The following is a 17,842-nucleotide window of genomic DNA, read 5'->3' as shown; positions in this document are numbered from 1 at the left end:
ATTGGGCGCCATCATAGCGCCCGAAGAAGGTGTCCAAAATCATTAGGCCAGTTCACTGTCGCTCCCAGCACGTTGAGACAGACAAATAAACTCGACAGAGCAATGAGCCTCTTCATACCCACTCCATTGCAAAGAAGACAGGCTTACAATTTCATCAAATACGGGCCTATCCGTAACCTGACAAATTTGCTAGTACTGCGCGAAGCACATTGCACCCGTTGCTCCCGCCCCACCAAAGTGCAGTGGCAGATTCTCGCCAGCGCGCTGTCAACGACGCATTTGCACAGATAGCACCTAAACCCTATACAATGTGCGCCTTTATTCTCCCTGCACGTTAAGGAAACGAAGTGAGCACTCTGCCACCCTGCCCCAAATGCAACTCCGAATACACCTATGAGGATGGCACCCAACTGATCTGCCCCGAATGCGCCCACGAGTGGTCGGCCAACGGCGAAGCCGAAGCCGCCAGCGACGACGTGGTGAAGAAGGATTCGGTCGGCAACATCCTCCAGGACGGCGACACCGTCACCGTGATCAAGGACCTCAAGGTCAAGGGCTCGTCCCTGGTGGTCAAGGTCGGCACCAAGGTCAAGAACATCCGCCTGTGCGATGGCGACCACGACATCGACTGCAAGATCGACGGCATCGGCGCGATGAAACTCAAGTCCGAGTTCGTGCGCAAGGTCTGATCCCCTGCCCCTCGGGGCTGCCCAGCGGGCGGCCCTGACAGATCCTGCAACAGGATCGCCGGGACCATTCGGAAGAATTCTTCCAATAGTCTCTTGCTATTTTGATAATAAGAATTATTCTCATTGGAACCGCTATCCAAGGAGAGTAGCCATGACTTATCTGATCGACGCCTGGCTCGACCGCCCCCACCCTTATCTGCGCATCCTGCATCGCGAGACTGGCGAAGTCTGCGCCGTGCTTGAGGAAGACGCGCTCGATGAACTGCGCGACCAGGGCGACCTGGACCTCATGGGGCTGAATTCGAGTGAACCCGGGGTGCTCAAGGAGCTGGTGAGGAACCTGTTCCTGTTCTGCTATGCGCGGGCGTTGCGCCCGGGGGGAACCGATTGGAACTGAAAAGCTTCGCCGGCAAGCCGGCTCCCACGGGACGCATTGGCAATCTGTAGGAGCCGGCTTGCCGGCGAACGGGCATTACAGAACGTCGAGCAGCTCGACGTCGAACACCAGGGTGCTGTGCGGCGGGATGCTACCGACGCCCTGGGCGCCATAGGCCAGCTCGCTCGGCACGTACAGGCGCCACTTGCTGCCGGCGTTCATCAGCTGCAGGGCCTCGGTCCAGCCGGCGATCACGCCGCCAACCGGGAATTCGGCAGGCTGGCCACGATCGTAGGAGCTGTCGAACACGGTGCCATCGATCAGGGTGCCGTGGTAATGAGTACGCACGTTGTCTTCACGGGACGGCTTGGCGCCTTCGCCTGCGGTCAGCACTTCGTACTGCAGACCCGAGGCCAGGGTCACGATGCCTTCACGCTTGGCGTTGTCAGCCAGGAATTCCTTGCCAGCGGCTGCGGCGGCTTCGGCCTTGGCAGCAGCTTCGGCCTGCATCACTTCACGGATGACCTTGAAGGCCGCCGACAGGTCTTCTTCGCTGACGCGGCTGTCGGCGCCATTGAAGGCGTCGGTCAGGCCGGCAACGATGGCGTTCAGGTTGACGCCCGGTGGTGGGTTGTCACGCAGCTGGCCACCCAGCTGACGGCCGATGCCGTAGCTGACGCGGGATTCGTCGGTGGACAGGTTGAGTTCGGACATTGGCTTGCTCCACGTAAGGGCGCATTGCATCCGCGCCCTTGTTGAAAAGGGCGAGCAGCCTAGCACACTGGCGCCGCGTGAAGCAGCTACCAGGCCGAACGCTGGGAAATCGGGACCTTGAGGTCCTCTTCCGGGTGCACGCCAAGGCCGCACATCTCGTCCTGCACGGACCAGTGCACCAGGTTCATCGACAGCGGCGGCAGCGCTTGCAGCAGCAGCCGTGCATCCTCCACCGAATGCACCCGCAGACGCTGGCCACGGGTATCGTCCAGGGGATGGGCGCGGCCCTTGACCCGGGCCTCGAGCAGGTAATCACCGCCTTCGATGGCGATCAGGTTGAGTTCGTCGACATGGCCAGCCCTGGCCTCGGTGTTGAGCTGATGCAGGTTCATGGGCGCACCTCGCTGCGGGAACCACGCATGAGTGCTCATTTTTTGTACGATAACGGCGAAAGCACAAGCTGCCGTCGGTCAGAAAGATCGCGGGGCAAGCCCGCTCCCACGCAGGCCTTGAAGGTTGCGTGGGAGCAGGCTTGCCCCGCGATAGTGGCTAGACGACTCAGTGCTTGGTGATGCGATCCAGGTAACCCATGACGAATGCCGAAATGACGAAGGTCATGTGGATGATCACGTACCACATCAGGTAGTCGGTGGAGATGTTCTGCGCATCCATGAACACCCGCAGCAGGTGGATCGAGGAAATGGCGACGATCGAGGCGGCGACCTTCATCTTCAGCGACGAGGAATCCATCTTGCCCAGCCAGTTGAGCTTTTCCTTGCTTTCGTCGATGTCCAGCTGCGAGACGAAGTTCTCGTAGCCGGAGATCATCACCATCACCAGCAAGCCGCCGACCAGCGACATGTCGATCAGCGACAGGATCACCAGGATCAAGTCGGCTTCGGCGAGGGTGAAGACGTTGGGCAGGACATGGATGATTTCCTGGAAGAACTTCAGGGCCAATGCCAGCAGGCCCAGCGAGAGGCCGAAATAGATCGGGGCGAGCAGCCAGCGCGAGGCATACATCGCGTTTTCGAGGATACGTTCCATGGACAGAGAGAGACTCTTGAGGTGACTGGAAAAGCGAGCGCGAGTATAGCCAGCCACCTGTGCCAGCAAAAGCCTATGGTCGTTTCGCGAAACACCTGTAGGAGCCAGCCTTGCTGGCGAACCGGGGCCGCAGAGGTTCGCCAGCAAGGCTGGCTCCTACAAAGAAAGCAATATGATCAGGTTTCCGGGTGGAACTGGTAGTCCCCCAGATTCCTGCAACGCTCACCATTGATCCGGCGCAGTTGCGCCTGCAGGTGCAAGCACCAGATCTGCGGATCTTCGGCAACCTGGTAACCATGCAGGGTGAGGCTGTCGACAATGGCGTTCATCACCGACTCGGCCACCAGCGGCCCATGGAACGGGCCTTGGGCCTTGATTGCCGAGGGTTGTTCGCCGGCCATGCCGGCGGCGAACAGCAAGGTCCACATGCCAGTGTCGCCAGCCAGCGGACGGATGCTGCATTCGATGCGGGTCACCAGGCCCAGGCACTGGCGGGTGAGGCTGAGGTTGCGCATGGCGGCGTCCCCTCTGTAAAGCCTTGTTCAGCCTGAAAGCGTCAGGCTGTTTCCATCCTGAACCCTGACAACGTCCTTAAGTTCCACTGTAGCCGACCCGCGGGAAAAGTTAGAAAACCGGCGCTGAACGGTAGCACTTCGCCGCCAACGCCGGTTTATTGACTCAGGCCGGTTTGGCCTGGGCCACCATCTCTTCCAGCCGTTCCTTTTCGGCCTCCTTGATCTCTTCCTCGCTGATCATCTCGGCGATCTCGCGCAGGCGCTCGACCACCCGCGCATTGACGCTGCCCTCGGCGAACTGGCCCTTGTCGTCCAGCGCGCCTGCCTCCTCGCCCACCAGCAGGCTCAAGGCCTCGTCGGCCTGGCTGACCGCGTACACATGGAACTGCCCAGCCTCGACCGCTTGCAGCACGCGCTCGTCGAGCATCAGCGTGGCAACGTTGGCGCGCGGAATGATCACGCCCTGCTCGCCGGTAAGGCCACGGGCATCGCACAGGCGGAAGAAACCCTCGATCTTCTCGTTGACTCCACCCACCGCCTGCACTTCACCGAACTGGTTGATCGAGCCGGTAATCGCGAAGCACTGCTTGAGCGGGGTGCGCGACAATGCCGAGATCAGCGTGCACGCCTCCCCCAGCGAGGCGCTGTCGCCGTCGACGTAGCCGTAGGACTGCTCCAGGGCGATGCTCGCCGAGATCGCCAGGGGGAACTCCTGGGCATAGCGGCTACCCAGGTAGCCGGTGAGGATCATCACCCCCTTGGAGTGAATCGGCTGGCCCAGGTTGACCTCGCGCTCGATGTCGACGATACCGCTGCCGCCGGGGTAGACGGTGGCCGAGATGCGCGCCGGCATGCCGAACGCCGAGTCGCCGACCTCCAGCACGGTCAGGCCGTTGCACTTGCCGATCGCCGCGCCCTCGGTGTCGATCAGGATGATCCCGGCGAGCATGTCGTCGAGCACCCGCTGCGACACCCGCCCGGTGCGCGTGGCCTTGGCCTTGAGCGCGCGCTCGATGTGCCCGGCGTCGGTCATCGCCTCGTTGGCCAGTTGGCGGATGAAATCGGCCTCGCTGACCAGCTGGAACAAATCGCCGATGCGCGCCGACAGCCGCGACTGGTTCTCGGCCAGGCGCGCGCTGTAGGTGGCCAGGCGCGCCACCGCATCGCTGGTCAGCGGCGCCATGCCTTCCTCGTTGGTACGGGTGCGTAGCAACTGGGCGAACTGCTCGAGGTTCTCATCGACCATGGGCATGTCTTCATCGAAGTCGACCAGCACCCTGAACATCTCCTGGAAGTCCGAGTCATGGTCTTGCAGCGCGTAGTACAGCTGGCGCGAACCGATGATGATCAACTTGACGCTCAGCGGGATCATCTGCGGCGTCAGGCTCACGGTGGCGACCCGGCCCAGCTCGCCGAGCGGCGACTCCATTTTCAGCTTGCGCGACTGCAAGGCGCGCTTGAGCGCGTCCCAGACGAACGGCTCGCCAAGCATCTTCTCGGCTTCCAGGATCAGGAAGCCGCCGTTGGCACGGTGCAGCGCGCCTGGGCGCAGTTGGCGGTAGGAGGTGTACAGCGCGCCCTGGTCGGTGCTGTATTCGATGCGGCCGAACAGGTTGTCATAGGTCGGATGCGGCTCGAACACCACCGGCGCGCCGCCATTGCCGCAGTGGCCGACCACCAGGCTGGGAGCGTACTGCTCCTCGAGCATCTTGCGCGCCACGGCGTCGGTCTTGGCGTCGTCGACCAGTTGCTCGACCACGGTGCGCAGCAGGTTCAACTGCAGCGATTGCAGGTAGGCGCATACCGCGGCGTTTTCCGCGTACTTTTCCGACAGCGGCGCCAGCAGCGGCTGCAAGGCCAGGGTGATGGTCTCTTCGTTGAGCTGACGCAGCTGGTTGTTCGACTCGCGCTTCCACTGCGGCAGGCTCGACAGCTCCTCGTTGAGACGCTCCTCGAGCTCGGCGATGTCCTCATGGAAGCGCTCGCGCACTTCCTCGGGCAGTTGCGCGAACTCGGCCTCGTCCAGCGCCTTGCCGTCGGCCATGGGGGTGAAGGCGACGTTGCTGCTGTCGCGGTACAGGGCCACGTCCTTTTCCAGCGAGGCGCGCTCGATCACATCGAGGGCGCGGTCATAGCGCTGGTTGAAAGCACGGTCGATGGCGCTTTTCTTTTGTTGATACGAAGGGTGTTCGAACACCGCCGGGAAAGTCGCCAGCAGGTTGTCGATCAGGCCGTTCATGTCGCTGATGAACTCATGGGCGCTGCCGGCCGGCAGCTCCAGGGCACGCGGCTCGCGGGAGTCCTCGAAGTTGTTGACATACAGCCAGTCGGCCGGGGTCTGCTGACGCTTGCCCTCTGCCTTGAGGTAGCGCTTGACGAACGAAAAGCGACCCGTGCCGGGTTCGCCCATCACATACACGTTGTAACCCGGGCGCGGCATGGCCACGCCGAATTGCAGGGCCTCCACGGCACGCTCCTGGCCCAGGACACCACGAAACGGCTCCAGATCGTCGGTATTGGAAAAAGCGAACTGCTCGGGGGAGAAACGCCGGGTCAGGGCTTCTGGCGCGAGACGCAGGCGCGAGGCGACAGGATCGGGCATTGGGTTTCCTTACTTCGGCGGGGCGGATGAAAGGCATTCTGGCGCTGCCAGCGCCTAGCGGCAAGGCTGCGCGAGACTTTATGTCGCAGCCCGATCACGCGCCACGCCCATGCAATTTTTCGCAATAAACAACGCAACCTTTGGATCGTGCCTAAACTCCAAGCTGCGCGGGGGGATGCAAATCCTCCTGTCCTGGCAACCGCGTTGCCAGAACCCTGACCATTGGTACGTCACTTGAGAAAGAGAACAACGCTATGAAACGGATTCTTCTGGGTACTCTGTTCGCCGCTGTCTCGATCAACGCCATGGCCGAATCGCCAGGCGGCCCGAACTGCGGCTGGGGCAACCTGCTGTTCGAGGGCCAGCGCGGCACCCCGGCCCACTTCCTGGCTTCCACCACCAACGGCACCTCCGGCAACGCAACCTTCGGCATGACCTCGGGCACCAACGGCTGCTCGACCAAGGCCGCGCTCACCTATGGCGGCAAGTCCTGGTTCGCCATGAACGGCATGATGAACGAGCTCTCCGAAGACATGGCCCAGGGCCAGGGCGAAGCCCTGACCACCTATGCCGTGGTCCTCGGCGTGGCCCCTGAAGACCGCGCGCATTTCGCCGCCGTCACCCACGAGCACTTCCAGCAGATCTTCAGCAGCGCCGACGTGACTGCCGAAACTGTCCACAGCAACACCCTGGCCGTGCTCAAGAGCGACCCGCAACTGGCCAAGTACGCCACCGAGGCTTGAGTCTCACGCCTCCCGCCCCGGCCTCGGGGCGGGTTTGGCGCTTACCTTCCGGCATCATCAGGATGTAGTTGCCCGACATGCTCAAACGCCTCGTTCCCCTGGCGCTGATCGTCAGCGCACCGCTTCATGCCGCCCCACAGCTTGACCCGGCCCGTGTCCAGCAGTTGGCGGCCACGCCCTACTGGATCGCCCTCGGACACTACGAGACCGCCAAGCTTGGCGGTTGGCGCAGCTATGTGGACGACCAGCGCTTCTTTCTCGCCGAGGATGGCGCGCATCACCCGGAGCAGGAGCTGCAGGCCACGGTCGCCGCGCTGTATGCCCCGGCCAGCCTGGGCGACAAGCACGCCCAATGCGTATTCCCGGCACGGACCCGTTGGCTGCGCGAACAGCTGGCCCTCACCGATCTGCCGAGCCCGGCCTGCCAGGAGTTCGATACCTGGTACAAGTCGATCGACCCGCACAGCGCGGCGCTGATCTTCCCGGCGGCCTATCTCAACAGCCCGTCGTCGATGTTCGGCCATACGCTGCTGCGCATCGACCAGTCCAGCACCCAGCGCAACGACACCACGCTGCTGAGCTACGCGATCAATTTCGGCGCCTACATCGAGGGCAGCGACAACAGCATCCTCTATGCCTGGAAAGGCCTGATGGGCGGCTATCCCGGGCTGTTCGCGATGATGCCCTACCAGGAAAAGCTGTCCGAGTACCGCAGCCTGGAAAACCGCGACCTGTGGGAGTACCAGCTGGACCTGACCCCGGAAGAGACCGGGCGTATGGTCGAGCACGTATGGGAGCTCAAGCAGATCAAGTTCGATTATTTCTTCTTCGACGAGAACTGCTCCTATCGCCTGCTGGAGCTGTTGCAGGTGGCACGCCCCAGCCTGGATCTGACCTCGCAGTTCCCGCTGACCGCCATCCCCACCGACACGGTCAAGGCGGTGAAACAGTCCGGGCTGGTGGCGGACGTGCGCTACCGCCCGTCCCGCGAGCGTGAACTGCTGGCCCGTGCCGAGCCGCTGGACCATGAGGAAAAGCAGCAGGTGCTGGCCATCAGCGCCGACACCGCGCAGTTGCAAAACCCCTCCTTCACCGCCCTGCCCCGCGACCGTCAGGCGCTGGTACAGGACGCCGCCTACCGGTTGGAGCGCTACCGCGCCAATGGCCAGGAACGTGATCCGGCCCAGGCCGGGCGCAGCTATGAACTGCTCAGGGCGATCAACCGCAACCCGCCGCCGCCACTACAGATCGAGCGGCCCGGCCTGCCCGAGGACGGCCACCAGTCGCGCACCTGGCAACTGGGGCTGGGTACCCGCGAGGACCGCGCCTACGCCGAGTATGGCCTGCGCATGGCCTACCACGACCTCAACGACAACATGGACAGTTTCCCCCTCGGCGCGCAGATCGAGATCCTCCAGCTCAAGCTGCGCCAGTACGAGGGCAACGATTGGCAGGTACAACGCCTGGACCTGGCCACCATCCGCTCGCTGACACCGCGCAACGAACTGCTCAAGCCATGGTCGTGGCAGGTCGCGGGCGGTTTGGAACGGGTGCCGGGCAAGCATGACGACGAGGTGCTGGTCAGCCATGTCAACGGCGGCGCCGGTGGTACCTGGCAACTGGGTGACGACTTGCTGGGCTTTGCCCTGGGCACGGTGCGGGTCGAGCATCACAACGACTTCGCCGAATTCATCTCGCCCGCCGCCGGGTTCAACGGCGGGCTGTTGTGGCGCAACCCGCTGGGCAACCTGACGCTTGAGGCAAAGGGTGATTTTTTCACCAACGGCGAAGTGCGGCGCAGCGTGAGCCTTAACCAGCAATGGGAGATCAGCCGCGACCTGGGCTTGCGATTGAGTGCTTCACGCCAGTTCAGCCACCTGGCCACGGCGCAGAACGAGGTGATGCTGGAGTTGAAGTGGTATCAATACTGAGCACCTGGGCCGCTTTGCGGCCCCAGTCCCGGTGCAATCCTTCGACAGCGTTTTGACATCGTGCCAACAATTCCCGACCTAGACTTTGCGGTATCAATCCGAGGGTCCTGTGGTCATGTCGCGGTACTGGTTAGCCTTGTTTTTCTTGCTGCTGGCGGGTTGCGAAACCACCCATGAACAGATGGTCAACCAGGGCTACCCACCCGCCTACGCCGACGGCTTCCAGGACGGCTGCAGCAGCGGTCGCCAGGCCGCCGGGCTGATGGCCGGCGACTTTCGCAAGGATGTCCCGCGCTACCTGCATAACCGCCAGTACGAAAGCGGCTGGGACGATGGTTTTCGCCAGTGCCACGCCATGCAGTCCAACGAAGACCTGCGCGAGTATCGCGAACGCTATTGGGACGAGCGTGATCGCGACTGGCAGCAGGAGAAAGACCAAGGTGCGGCCCGTGCCTACCGCCGCAACTGACGTCGTAAATGGACAACTGTTGAAACCCGCAGCCTGCCACCATGGTCTCCAGCACAAGGAGGCCAACCATGAGCCGAGCATTCGTCAATGAAGACCAGGCCGCCGCCCAGGCCAGCCAGCCGGTCGAGCGCCTGGTCAGCGACCAGCCCAACTATGTCACCGCCAGCGGCCTGGCGCAGTTGCAGCAGCGAGTGGCCGCGCTCAATGCATTGCGCGCCGAGCTGCAGGCCGAGGGCAATGCCGACAAGCAGCGTCTGGCCGATACCGAGCGTGACCTGCGCTATTTCACCGCCCGGGTACAGAGCGCGCAGGTGGTACCTGCTGCAACGTCCACGGAGAAGGTGCAGATCGGCAGCCTGGTGCGCTTCGTCGATGAGCATGACCAGGAGCATCAGGTGCAACTGGTGGGCGAGGATCAGGCCGATGCCGCCCAAGGCTTGATCAACTGGGGCTCGCCGCTGGGGCGGGCGCTTTTGGGGGCCAGGCCTGGGGATGAAGTATTGTGGCGAAGGCCGGCGGGGGACCAGATGCTCGAGGTGCTGGCCATTCTGGGTGAGTGCTGAAATCACCGCGGCCGCTTCGCGCCCTTTTCGGCGCGAGGCGGCCACAAGTTAGCGAATCAGACCACGCCTTGGGCCAGCATCGCGTCAGCTACCTTCACGAAGCCGGCGATATTGGCGCCCTTGACGTAGTTGATGCTGCCATCGGCCTCTTCGCCGTAGTGCACGCAGGCATGGTGGATCGACTGCATGATGTGGTGCAGCTTGCTGTCCACCTCCCCGGCGGTCCACAACAGGCGCATGGCGTTCTGCGACATCTCCAGCCCCGAAACGGCCACGCCGCCGGCATTGGACGCCTTGCCCGGCGCGTAGAGAATGCCGGCCTCGATGAAGATATCCACAGCCTCCAGGGTGGTCGGCATGTTGGCGCCTTCGGCAACGCAGATACAGCCATTGCGCAACAGGGTACGAGCGTCTTCGGCGCCCAGTTCGTTCTGCGTCGCGCACGGCAGCGCGATATCGCATGCCAGGCTCCAGGGCGTCTGGCCTTTGCGGAACTCCAGGCCGAACTGCTCGGCCAGCTCGCTGATGCGGCCGCGCTTGACGTTCTTCAGCTCCATCACCGCGTCCCACTGGGCATCGGTAAGGCCGGCTTCGGCATACAAGGTGCCTTCGGAGTCTGACAGCGAAATCACCTTGCCGCCCAGGTCCATGACCTTGCGCGCCGCGTACTGGGCGACGTTACCGGAACCGGAGATCGCCACCCGGCGGCCGTCGATGCGCTGGCCGCGACGCTTGAGCATCTCTTCGGCGAAGTACACGCAGCCGTAGCCGGTGGCCTCCGGGCGGATCAGGCTGCCACCATAGGTCATGCCCTTGCCGGTCAGCACCGAAGTGAACTGGTTGGCCAGGCGCTTGTACTGGCCGAACAGGAAACCGATCTCGCGGGCCCCGACGCCGATGTCACCGGCCGGCACGTCGAGGTCGGCGCCAATGTGGCGGTACAGCTCGCTCATGAACGCCTGGCAGAAGCGCATCACCTCGGCATCGCTCTTGCCCTTCGGATCGAAGTCCGAACCGCCCTTGCCGCCGCCCATGGGCAGCGAGGTCAGGGAGTTCTTGAACACCTGCTCGAAGGCCAGGAACTTGAGCACGCCCAGGTTGACCGACGGGTGGAAGCGCAGGCCGCCCTTGTACGGGCCAATGGCGCTGCTCATCTGGATGCGGTAGCCGCGGTTGACCTGGACCTTGCCCTGGTCGTCGACCCACGACACACGGAACAGCACGGCGCGCTCGGGTTCGACCATGCGTTCGAGAATGCCTGCTTGCAGGTAGTGAGGGTTGGCTTCAAGGAAAGGCCACAGGCTGCGCAGCACCTCCTCCACGGCCTGGTGGAATTCGGGCTGGGCCGGGTCGCGTTGTTGCAGCCGGGCCAGGAAATCGTCGACAGATTCGATCATGGTAGACATCTCACCAAGAGGGATTGTTTTTGGTTTTTTCAGGAATGTACCAAGAACCAATCGCACTGGAACAGGGCGCAATGTCGTTTTTATGAAATTATTTGGTGCGAATTCTATAACTGTATACAAGTTTTCCGCTGTATCCGTGAGAGAGCACTTGTTCCTTGCTCTCCTGTAACGCAGCAATCGCGGGCAAACCCGCTCCCACGCCAGCTATTCAAACGCGAGTACACAGGGCACAAAAATGGGGCCCCTGAGGGCCCCATCGTTGTGCAGCGAAAACCGGCTTACTGGGCCAGTTTCTTGTGACGCACGCGGTGCGGCTGGGCAGCGGCGTCGCCCAGGCGCTTCTTGCGGTCGGCTTCGTACTCGGTGTAGTTACCCTCGAAGAACACCACGCTCGAATCGTCCTCGTAGGCCAGGATATGCGTGGCCACACGGTCCAGGAACCAACGGTCGTGGGAAATCACGATGGCGGCGCCGGGGAAGTCCAGCAGGGCTTCTTCCAGGGAGCGCAGGGTTTCGACGTCGAGGTCGTTGGACGGTTCGTCGAGCAGCAGGACGTTGCCGCCCTCCTTCAGGGTCAGGGCCAGGTGCAGGCGGCCACGCTCACCACCGGAGAGGTCCTTGACGAACTTCTGCTGGTCGCCGCCCTTGAAGTTGAAGCGGCCGACGTAGGTGCGCGACGGGATCTCGTAGCTGCCGATGCGAATCTGGTCGGAGCCGTCGGAAATCTGCTGGAACACGGTCTTGCTGCCGTCCAGGTCCTCGCGGCTCTGGTCGACGCAGGCCAGTTGCACGGTTTCGCCGATCTCGATGCTGCCCGAGTCCGGCTGCTCCTTGCCCATCAGCATGCGGAACAGGGTCGACTTACCGGCACCGTTACCGCCGATCACGCCGACGATGGCGCCCTTGGGCATGGCGAACGACAGGTTGTCGATCAGCACGCGATCGCCGTAGCCTTTGGTGACGTTCTTGAACTCGATGACCTTGTCGCCCAGGCGCGGACCGGCCGGGATGTAGATCTCGTTGGTCTCGCTGCGCTTCTGGAATTCCTGCGACTGCATTTCTTCGAAACGCTGCAGACGGGCCTTGGATTTGGACTGGCGGGCCTTGGCGCCTTTGCGCACCCACTCCAGTTCCTCTTTCATGGCCTTCTCGTGGGCGCTCTGCTGCTTGGACTCCTGCGCCAGACGCTCCGACTTGGCCTCCAGCCAGCCCGAGTAGTTGCCCTCGTACGGGATGCCCGCGCCGCGGTCCAGCTCGAGGATCCAGCCGGCGACGTTGTCGAGGAAGTAACGGTCGTGGGTGATCGCCACCACGGTGCCCGGGAAGTCGTGCAGGAAGCGCTCCAGCCAGGCCACCGAGTCGGCGTCCAGGTGGTTGGTCGGTTCGTCCAGCAGCAGCATGTCGGGGGCCGACAGCAGCAGGCGGCACAGCGCCACCCGGCGCTTCTCGCCACCGGACAGGTGCTCGATCTTCGCGTCCCAGGCTGGCAGGCGCAGGGCATCGGCGGCAACGTCCAGCTGGCGCTCGAGGTTGTGGCCGTCGGCGGCCTGCAGGATCGCCTCGAGCTTGGCCTGCTCGGCGGCCAGCTTGTCGAAGTCGGCATCGGGATCGGCGTAGGCGGCGTAGACCTCGTCCAGGCGGGCCTGGGCGTCCTTGATCACGCTGACCGCTTCCTCGACCACTTCGCGCACGGTCTTGCTCGGGTCCAGCTGCGGCTCCTGGGGCAGGTAGCCGACGTTGATGTCGGGCATCGGACGGGCTTCGCCGTCGAATTCCTTGTCGACGCCCGCCATGATCCGCAACAGGGTCGATTTACCCGCGCCGTTCAGGCCCAGCACGCCGATCTTGGCGCCGGGGAAGAACGACAGGGAAATATTCTTGAGAATTTCCCGCTTCGGCGGCACGACCTTGCTCAGCCGATGCATGGTGTAGACGTATTGAGCCAAAACCAAGCCCTCTAATAGATAGGTAAAGACATCGACGCACGCCCAGGCACAGGCCCGGGGGATGTGTTTACGGGGTGTCGTTGAACAAAGTGGGCCATTCTACGCCAAGTCGCGGCGTTGCACAGATGGGTAGATGGCGGGAGGGGGCCGCTTCGCGGCTATCGCGGGGCAAGCCCGCGCCCACGCCAATAGAGGTGGGGCGGGCTTGGCGCGGATTCAGACGTGTGCTTGCCGGGCCTTGCCACGCGGCAGGCGGCAGCGGTCCGATTGCTCGGCCAGGCGCGCGGCCCAGGCGGCCTTGACGCTGAAGCCGCCGCTGCGGGCGGGCTTGCCAGCCGGCTTGCTCACGGCCTTGGCAGGTGCGGCAGCGGGCTTGGCGGCCGGTTGCGCGGCAGCCTGGGCAACCGGCGCGGTGGCAGCCTTGGCCGACTTGCGCAGCTCAGCCAGCGACGGCGCCTTGTTGGTGCTGGTGGCGGCCGCGTCCGGCTTGGCCAGCGAACGCTGGCAGGTCTTGCAGGATACGTCCTCGGTCACGGCAGTGCTGACCAGGGTCTGACTGCTGCGCCCACAGGCGGAATCGAGGCCATTGGTGGAATAGTGGGTAACCAAAACCGTACATCTCCGTTACGTTGACTATTGAAGCGGGCGGCATTCTCGCACAGCTGGCAGGGACTTGCCGAACCGGCATGACCGGCTGCAGGTCGGCCAACGGACACACGGACTGGCACTTTGCCATATTTGAAGGCATGCTATTCGGCTGGCATGTGCCACCCTGTAGTGCGCCGAAGCACGGCACGCACCGTGCATGTGCCACGCCCTTAGCCCCCTGCCATCGCCAGCCCTATCGCAGGACCAACGCTTGACCAATCTCACGCAATCGCCCCTTCCGCGTCCTGCCGCAACCTCGGCCGGCAGCCACCTGCGTGGCTCGCTCAAGGGGGCGTTGGCCCTGCTCGCCCTGGTTTTGCTGGGGTTGCTGCTATGGCAACTGTTCGCCCAGTTCCGCCACACCCAGGCCGACCTGCGTGAGCAGAGCCTGGCGACCAGCGCCGAACTGGCCGATCACCTGAGCCTGAACATGGCGCTCAAGTCGCAGCAGGCGCTGAACCTGGTCCAGCCCTACGTCAAACCTCCGGCGCCTGCCGCCTTGCCGTCCCTGCTCGCTACCTTGCAGTCGCGCCTCCCGGCCCTGCGCGGTCTGGCCTGGCTGGATGGCGATGGCCGGGTGCGCAGCGACTCGCTGACGGGTACCCCGGACCGTCAGCAGATTGACGAACTTGTGCTGCTGAACCAGGGCCGCGCGTTCTTCTACGGCAATGCCCCAGACAACCAACAGGTCTACCTGCTGCTGCGCCAGGCCGCCGAGCAGGATCGTGGCTACTGGCTGCTGCGCCTGAGCCCGGCGTACTACCGGGAACTGACCGTGCACCTGGACAGCCCGACCCACCCGCTGTGGCTGCTGGAGAACAGCCGCAATGGCGAGGTGCTCGAACGCCATGGCCACAAGCCCGGCAGCGGCGAGCCGCTGCAAAGCGTGATGCTGGCGTTCATCGACAACAGCACCTGGCAGTTGCGCGGCCTGTTCGACGCAGGTCTTGCCCGCGACCGCTTGCTGCCGGCGCTGATCGGCAAGTGCGTGCTGGTGCTGTTCTGCGCCTTGCTGCCGGTGCTGGCGCTGATCAACATGCGCCGGCGCCAGCGTGCCCTGCAGGAAGACCGGCGGCGCTACCAGGAAATCTTCGAAGGCACCGGCGTCGCCCTGTGCGTGCTCGACCTCTCCAGCCTGCCCGGCCAGCTCGACCGCTACCACCTGCGCAACCGCGCCGCGCTCAAGCAAAGCCTGGCGCTGGACAGCAACCTGCGCCGCACCTTGCTGCAAGAGCTGAAGATCACCGAGATCAACCAAGTGGCCCGCCAGTTGCTCAATGTCGAGTGCCATGAGGGCGCCTGGCAGCGCCTGATCGATGGCAGCGGCGATGGCCGCGACAGCGTCGGCATGCAACTGATCGACGCGCTGATCGAACAGCGCCAGCAACTGGAACTGGAAGTGCGCCTGCCCGCCCCCTTGGGCGGCGAGCTGCACCTGTGGCTGATGGCGCGCCTGCCCCAGCAGCGCCGCGACTTCCAGGCAGTGATCCTGAGCATCAGCGACATCACCAGCCGCAAGCAGGTGGAGCTGTCGCTGCTCGAGCGCGAGGGTTTCTGGTCGGACGTGGTGCGCACCGTGCCCGATCAGCTCTACGTGCAGGACGTGAACAGCCAGCGGATGATCTTCAGCAACCGCCACCTGGGCCAGACCCTGGGCTATGACCGCGCCGAGCTGGCGCAGATGGGCGAGCGCTTCTGGGAAATGCTCCTGCACCCCGACGATGCCGAACACTACCGCGCCCTGCGCCAACAGCAGCGCGACACCAGCTACGGCGAATCACTGCACTGCCAACTGCGCTTCCGTCACCGCGATGGCGGCTGGCGCTGCTACGAGATCCGCGAGCAGGTGCTGACCCGCGACGCCGAGGGCCAGGTCAGCCGCATCATCGGCGTGGGCAAGGACGTCACCGTGCAGATCGAGGCCAGCGAATCGCTGCGCGACAGCGAGCAGCGCTACCGCATGCTCGCCGAAAGCATCAGCGACGTGATCTTCTCCACCGACAGCCAGTTGCAGCTCAACTACGTCAGCCCGTCGGTACAAGCGGTGCTGGGCTACCAGGCCGACTGGATCTTCGCCAACGGCTGGCAGTCGATCATTGCCAACCCCGGCCAGCTCACCGGTGTCTACAGCCTGCTCGAGCGGGTCAGCAAGGCCGTGGGCGACCCTACGCAACTGGCCCAGTTGCGCGATACCCTGCCCACTCAGCTGTTCCTGTTCGACTGCCTGCGCGCCGATGGTCGCAAGATTCCCATCGAGCTGCGCCTGGTGCTGGTGTGGGACGAGCACGCGCGCTTCGAAGGCGTGCTCGGCGTCGGCCGCGACATCAGCCAGCAGCGCCGCGCGGAAAAAGACCTGCGCATGGCCGCCACGGTATTCGAGCACTCCACCTCGGCCATCCTGATCACCGACCCGGCGGGCTATATAGTCCAGGCCAACGAGGCGTTCAGCCGGGTCAGTGGCTACGCGGTGGCCGAGGTGCTCGACCAACTGCCGGGCATGCTCACCGTCGAGCAACAGCAGAACGCCCACCTAGGCTTTGTACTCAAGCAGCTCAACCAGCGCGGCAGCTGGGAGGGCGAGGTGTGGCTCAAGCGCCGCAACGGCGAGCACTACCCGGCCTGGGTCGGCATCACCGCGGTGCTCGACGACGAAGGCGACCTGGCCAGCTACGTGTGCTTCTTCACCGACATCAGCGAACGCAAGGCCAGCGAGCAGCGCATCCACCGCCTGGCCTACTACGACGCCCTGACCCACCTGCCCAACCGCACGCTGTTCCAGGACCGCTTGTACACCGCCCTGCAACAGGCCGAGCGGCACAAGGCCTGGGTGGTGCTGATGTTCCTCGACCTCGACCGCTTCAAGCCGATCAACGACTCCCTCGGCCATGCCGCCGGCGATCGCATGCTCAAGGACATGGCCGAACGCCTGCTGGCCTGCGTCGACGATGACGACACCGTGGCACGCATGGGCGGCGATGAATTCACCCTGCTGCTGCAGCCGCGGGTCACCCGTGAGCAGGCGCTGAACCGCGCCATCCACGTGGCCGAAAGCATCCTCGGCGGGCTGGTCACCCCGTTCGTGCTGGAGAACCGCGAGTTCTTCGTCACCGCCAGTATCGGCATCGCCCTCAGCCCGCAGGATGGCAGCGAACTCAGCCAGCTGATGAAGAACGCCGACACGGCGATGTACCACGCCAAGGAGCGTGGCAAGAACAACTTCCAGTTCTACCAGGCGGACATGAACGCCAGCGCCCTGGAGCGCCTGGAGCTGGAAAGCGACCTGCGCCATGCCCTGGAGCAGAACGAGTTCACCCTCTACTACCAGCCGCAGTTCAGCGGCGACGGCAAGCGCCTGACCGGTGCCGAGGCGCTGCTGCGCTGGCGCCACCCGACCCGCGGCCTGGTGCCACCGGGCGATTTCATCCCGGTGATCGAGGAGCTGGGCCTGGTGGTGGATGTCGGCGACTGGGTGCTGCACGAGGCCTGCCGCCAGCTCAAGGCCTGGCACAAGGAGAAGGTGCGGGTGCCGAAGGTCTCGGTGAACATCTCCGCCCGGCAGTTCTCCGACGGCCAGCTGGGTACGCGCATCGCCACCATCCTGGAAGAGACCGGCCTGCCGCCGGCGTGCCTGGAACTGGAACTGACCGAGAGCATCCTGATGCGCGAGGTCAACGAAGCCATGCAGATCCTCGACAGCCTGAAGAACCTCGGTTTGAGCATCGCGGTCGACGACTTCGGCACCGGCTACTCGTCGCTCAACTACCTCAAGCAGTTCCCCATCGACGTGCTGAAAATCGACCGCACCTTCGTCGACGGCCTGCCCGAGGGCGAGCAGGACGCGCAGATCGCCCGGGCGATCATCGCCATGGCCCACAGCCTGAACCTGGCGGTGATCGCCGAGGGCGTCGAGACCCACGAGCAGCTGGAGTTTCTGCGCGAGCATGGTTGCGACGAAGTGCAGGGCTACCTGTTCGGCCGGCCGATGCCAGCCAACCAGTTCGAGGCGCAGTTCAGCAACGAAACGTTGTTCATGTTCCAGTGACCGTGGCGCAACACGGTCACTGTAGGAGCGGCCTTGTGTCGCGAAAGGACCGCAACGCGGTCCCGGCAAGCTTTGCATCAACGCTGAAATCCTGGGTCTGCTACGCAGCCCTTTCGCGGCACAAGGCCGCTCCTACAGGGGCACGGCGCAG

Annotated in this window: 14 protein-coding genes and 1 pseudogene; 7 read left to right on the top strand and 8 right to left on the bottom strand. The window is 63.9% G+C overall.

Annotation, left to right across the window (positions count from 1 at the left end; all coding sequences use genetic code 11):
* The first annotated feature begins 347 nt into the window (after nt 1-347).
* Nucleotides 348-689 (top strand): zinc ribbon domain-containing protein YjdM, encoded by a 342-nt coding sequence (locus ACODS5_RS16710; RefSeq protein WP_134693613.1) that lies wholly within the window; start codon nt 348-350, stop codon nt 687-689.
* 151 nt (nt 690-840) lie between these two features.
* Nucleotides 841-1,086, top strand: coding sequence for a PA4570 family protein (locus ACODS5_RS16705; RefSeq protein WP_038707330.1), 246 nt, complete (start codon nt 841-843; stop codon nt 1,084-1,086).
* A 75-nt stretch (nt 1,087-1,161) separates the two neighbouring features.
* On the opposite strand, the gene bamJ is transcribed toward ACODS5_RS16705, so the two are convergent.
* From bamJ to ACODS5_RS16680, 5 genes are all read right to left on the bottom strand, one after another.
* Nucleotides 1,162-1,779 carry a BamJ family beta-barrel-assembly machinery protein gene (gene bamJ, locus ACODS5_RS16700; RefSeq protein WP_046857187.1) on the bottom strand — a complete coding sequence of 206 codons (618 nt, stop codon included), beginning with the start codon at nt 1,777-1,779 and terminating at the stop codon, nt 1,162-1,164.
* 86 nt (nt 1,780-1,865) lie between these two features.
* Entirely contained in the window at nt 1,866-2,171 is a 306-nt protein-coding gene (locus ACODS5_RS16695; protein WP_134693614.1) for a DUF6482 family protein, read from the bottom strand.
* 166 nt (nt 2,172-2,337) lie between these two features.
* On the bottom strand, nt 2,338-2,826 hold the full coding sequence (locus ACODS5_RS16690; RefSeq protein ID WP_023631146.1) for a TIGR00645 family protein: 489 nt from the start codon (nt 2,824-2,826) through the stop codon (nt 2,338-2,340).
* Nucleotides 2,827-3,002: 176 nt separating this feature from the next.
* Nucleotides 3,003-3,341, bottom strand: coding sequence for a PA4575 family protein (locus tag ACODS5_RS16685; RefSeq protein ID WP_134693615.1), 339 nt, complete (start codon nt 3,339-3,341; stop codon nt 3,003-3,005).
* 163 nt (nt 3,342-3,504) lie between these two features.
* Nucleotides 3,505-5,943, bottom strand: coding sequence for a Lon protease family protein (locus ACODS5_RS16680; RefSeq protein ID WP_134693616.1), 2,439 nt, complete (start codon nt 5,941-5,943; stop codon nt 3,505-3,507).
* 254 nt (nt 5,944-6,197) lie between these two features.
* On the opposite strand from ACODS5_RS16680, the gene ACODS5_RS16675 reads away from it, so the two are divergent.
* The 4 genes from ACODS5_RS16675 (at nt 6,198) to ACODS5_RS16660 (ending at nt 9,649) form a co-directional block, all read left to right on the top strand.
* On the top strand, nt 6,198-6,686 hold the full coding sequence (locus ACODS5_RS16675; RefSeq protein WP_134693617.1) for a DUF3015 domain-containing protein: 489 nt from the start codon (nt 6,198-6,200) through the stop codon (nt 6,684-6,686).
* A 77-nt stretch (nt 6,687-6,763) separates the two neighbouring features.
* On the top strand, nt 6,764-8,617 hold the full coding sequence (locus ACODS5_RS16670) for an Lnb N-terminal periplasmic domain-containing protein (RefSeq protein ID WP_489109193.1): 1,854 nt from the start codon (nt 6,764-6,766) through the stop codon (nt 8,615-8,617).
* A gap of 115 nt (nt 8,618-8,732) precedes the next feature.
* Nucleotides 8,733-9,086, top strand: a complete 354-nt coding sequence (locus ACODS5_RS16665) for a hypothetical protein (protein WP_134693619.1) — start codon at nt 8,733-8,735, stop codon at nt 9,084-9,086.
* A 68-nt stretch (nt 9,087-9,154) separates the two neighbouring features.
* Nucleotides 9,155-9,649 carry a GreA/GreB family elongation factor gene (locus ACODS5_RS16660; RefSeq protein ID WP_134693620.1) on the top strand — a complete coding sequence of 165 codons (495 nt, stop codon included), beginning with the start codon at nt 9,155-9,157 and terminating at the stop codon, nt 9,647-9,649.
* Nucleotides 9,650-9,705: 56 nt separating this feature from the next.
* Here ACODS5_RS16660 and gdhA read toward each other — a convergent pair whose 3' ends face one another.
* The 3 genes from gdhA to ACODS5_RS16645 form a co-directional block, all read right to left on the bottom strand.
* Nucleotides 9,706-11,046 carry an NADP-specific glutamate dehydrogenase gene (gene gdhA, locus ACODS5_RS16655; RefSeq protein WP_489109192.1) on the bottom strand — a complete coding sequence of 447 codons (1,341 nt, stop codon included), beginning with the start codon at nt 11,044-11,046 and terminating at the stop codon, nt 9,706-9,708.
* A 287-nt stretch (nt 11,047-11,333) separates the two neighbouring features.
* A complete protein-coding gene (gene ettA, locus ACODS5_RS16650) occupies nt 11,334-13,001 on the bottom strand; it encodes an energy-dependent translational throttle protein EttA (protein ID WP_134693621.1) in 1,668 nt (555 codons plus the stop codon).
* A 216-nt stretch (nt 13,002-13,217) separates the two neighbouring features.
* Nucleotides 13,218-13,610, bottom strand: coding sequence for a hypothetical protein (locus tag ACODS5_RS16645; RefSeq protein WP_134693622.1), 393 nt, complete (start codon nt 13,608-13,610; stop codon nt 13,218-13,220).
* Between the two features lie 1,096 nt (nt 13,611-14,706).
* On the opposite strand from ACODS5_RS16645, the pseudogene ACODS5_RS16640 reads away from it, so the two are divergent.
* Nucleotides 14,707-17,691: pseudogene (locus ACODS5_RS16640) on the top strand (sensor domain-containing protein); the annotation flags it as partial.
* Between the last annotated feature and the right edge of the window lie 151 nt (nt 17,692-17,842).

Source organism: Pseudomonas sp. FG47 (assembly GCF_057809115.1).
This window is presented reverse-complemented; position numbering and strand designations above follow the sequence as displayed.

Bases quoted from the DNA above. Each gene is read 5' to 3' on its own strand.
- ACODS5_RS16705 (WP_038707330.1), top strand. From the start codon at position 841: ATGACTTATCTGATCGACGCCTGGCTCGACCGCCCCCACCCTTATCTG.
- bamJ (WP_046857187.1), bottom strand. From the start codon at position 1,779: ATGTCCGAACTCAACCTGTCCACCGACGAATCCCGCGTCAGCTACGGC.
- ACODS5_RS16695 (WP_134693614.1), bottom strand. From the start codon at position 2,171: ATGAACCTGCATCAGCTCAACACCGAGGCCAGGGCTGGCCATGTCGAC.
- ACODS5_RS16690 (WP_023631146.1), bottom strand. From the start codon at position 2,826: ATGGAACGTATCCTCGAAAACGCGATGTATGCCTCGCGCTGGCTGCTC.
- ACODS5_RS16685 (WP_134693615.1), bottom strand. From the start codon at position 3,341: ATGCGCAACCTCAGCCTCACCCGCCAGTGCCTGGGCCTGGTGACCCGC.
- ACODS5_RS16680 (WP_134693616.1), bottom strand. From the start codon at position 5,943: ATGCCCGATCCTGTCGCCTCGCGCCTGCGTCTCGCGCCAGAAGCCCTG.
- ACODS5_RS16675 (WP_134693617.1), top strand. From the start codon at position 6,198: ATGAAACGGATTCTTCTGGGTACTCTGTTCGCCGCTGTCTCGATCAAC.
- ACODS5_RS16670 (WP_489109193.1), top strand. From the start codon at position 6,764: ATGCTCAAACGCCTCGTTCCCCTGGCGCTGATCGTCAGCGCACCGCTT.
- ACODS5_RS16665 (WP_134693619.1), top strand. From the start codon at position 8,733: ATGTCGCGGTACTGGTTAGCCTTGTTTTTCTTGCTGCTGGCGGGTTGC.
- ACODS5_RS16660 (WP_134693620.1), top strand. From the start codon at position 9,155: ATGAGCCGAGCATTCGTCAATGAAGACCAGGCCGCCGCCCAGGCCAGC.
- gdhA (WP_489109192.1), bottom strand. From the start codon at position 11,046: ATGATCGAATCTGTCGACGATTTCCTGGCCCGGCTGCAACAACGCGAC.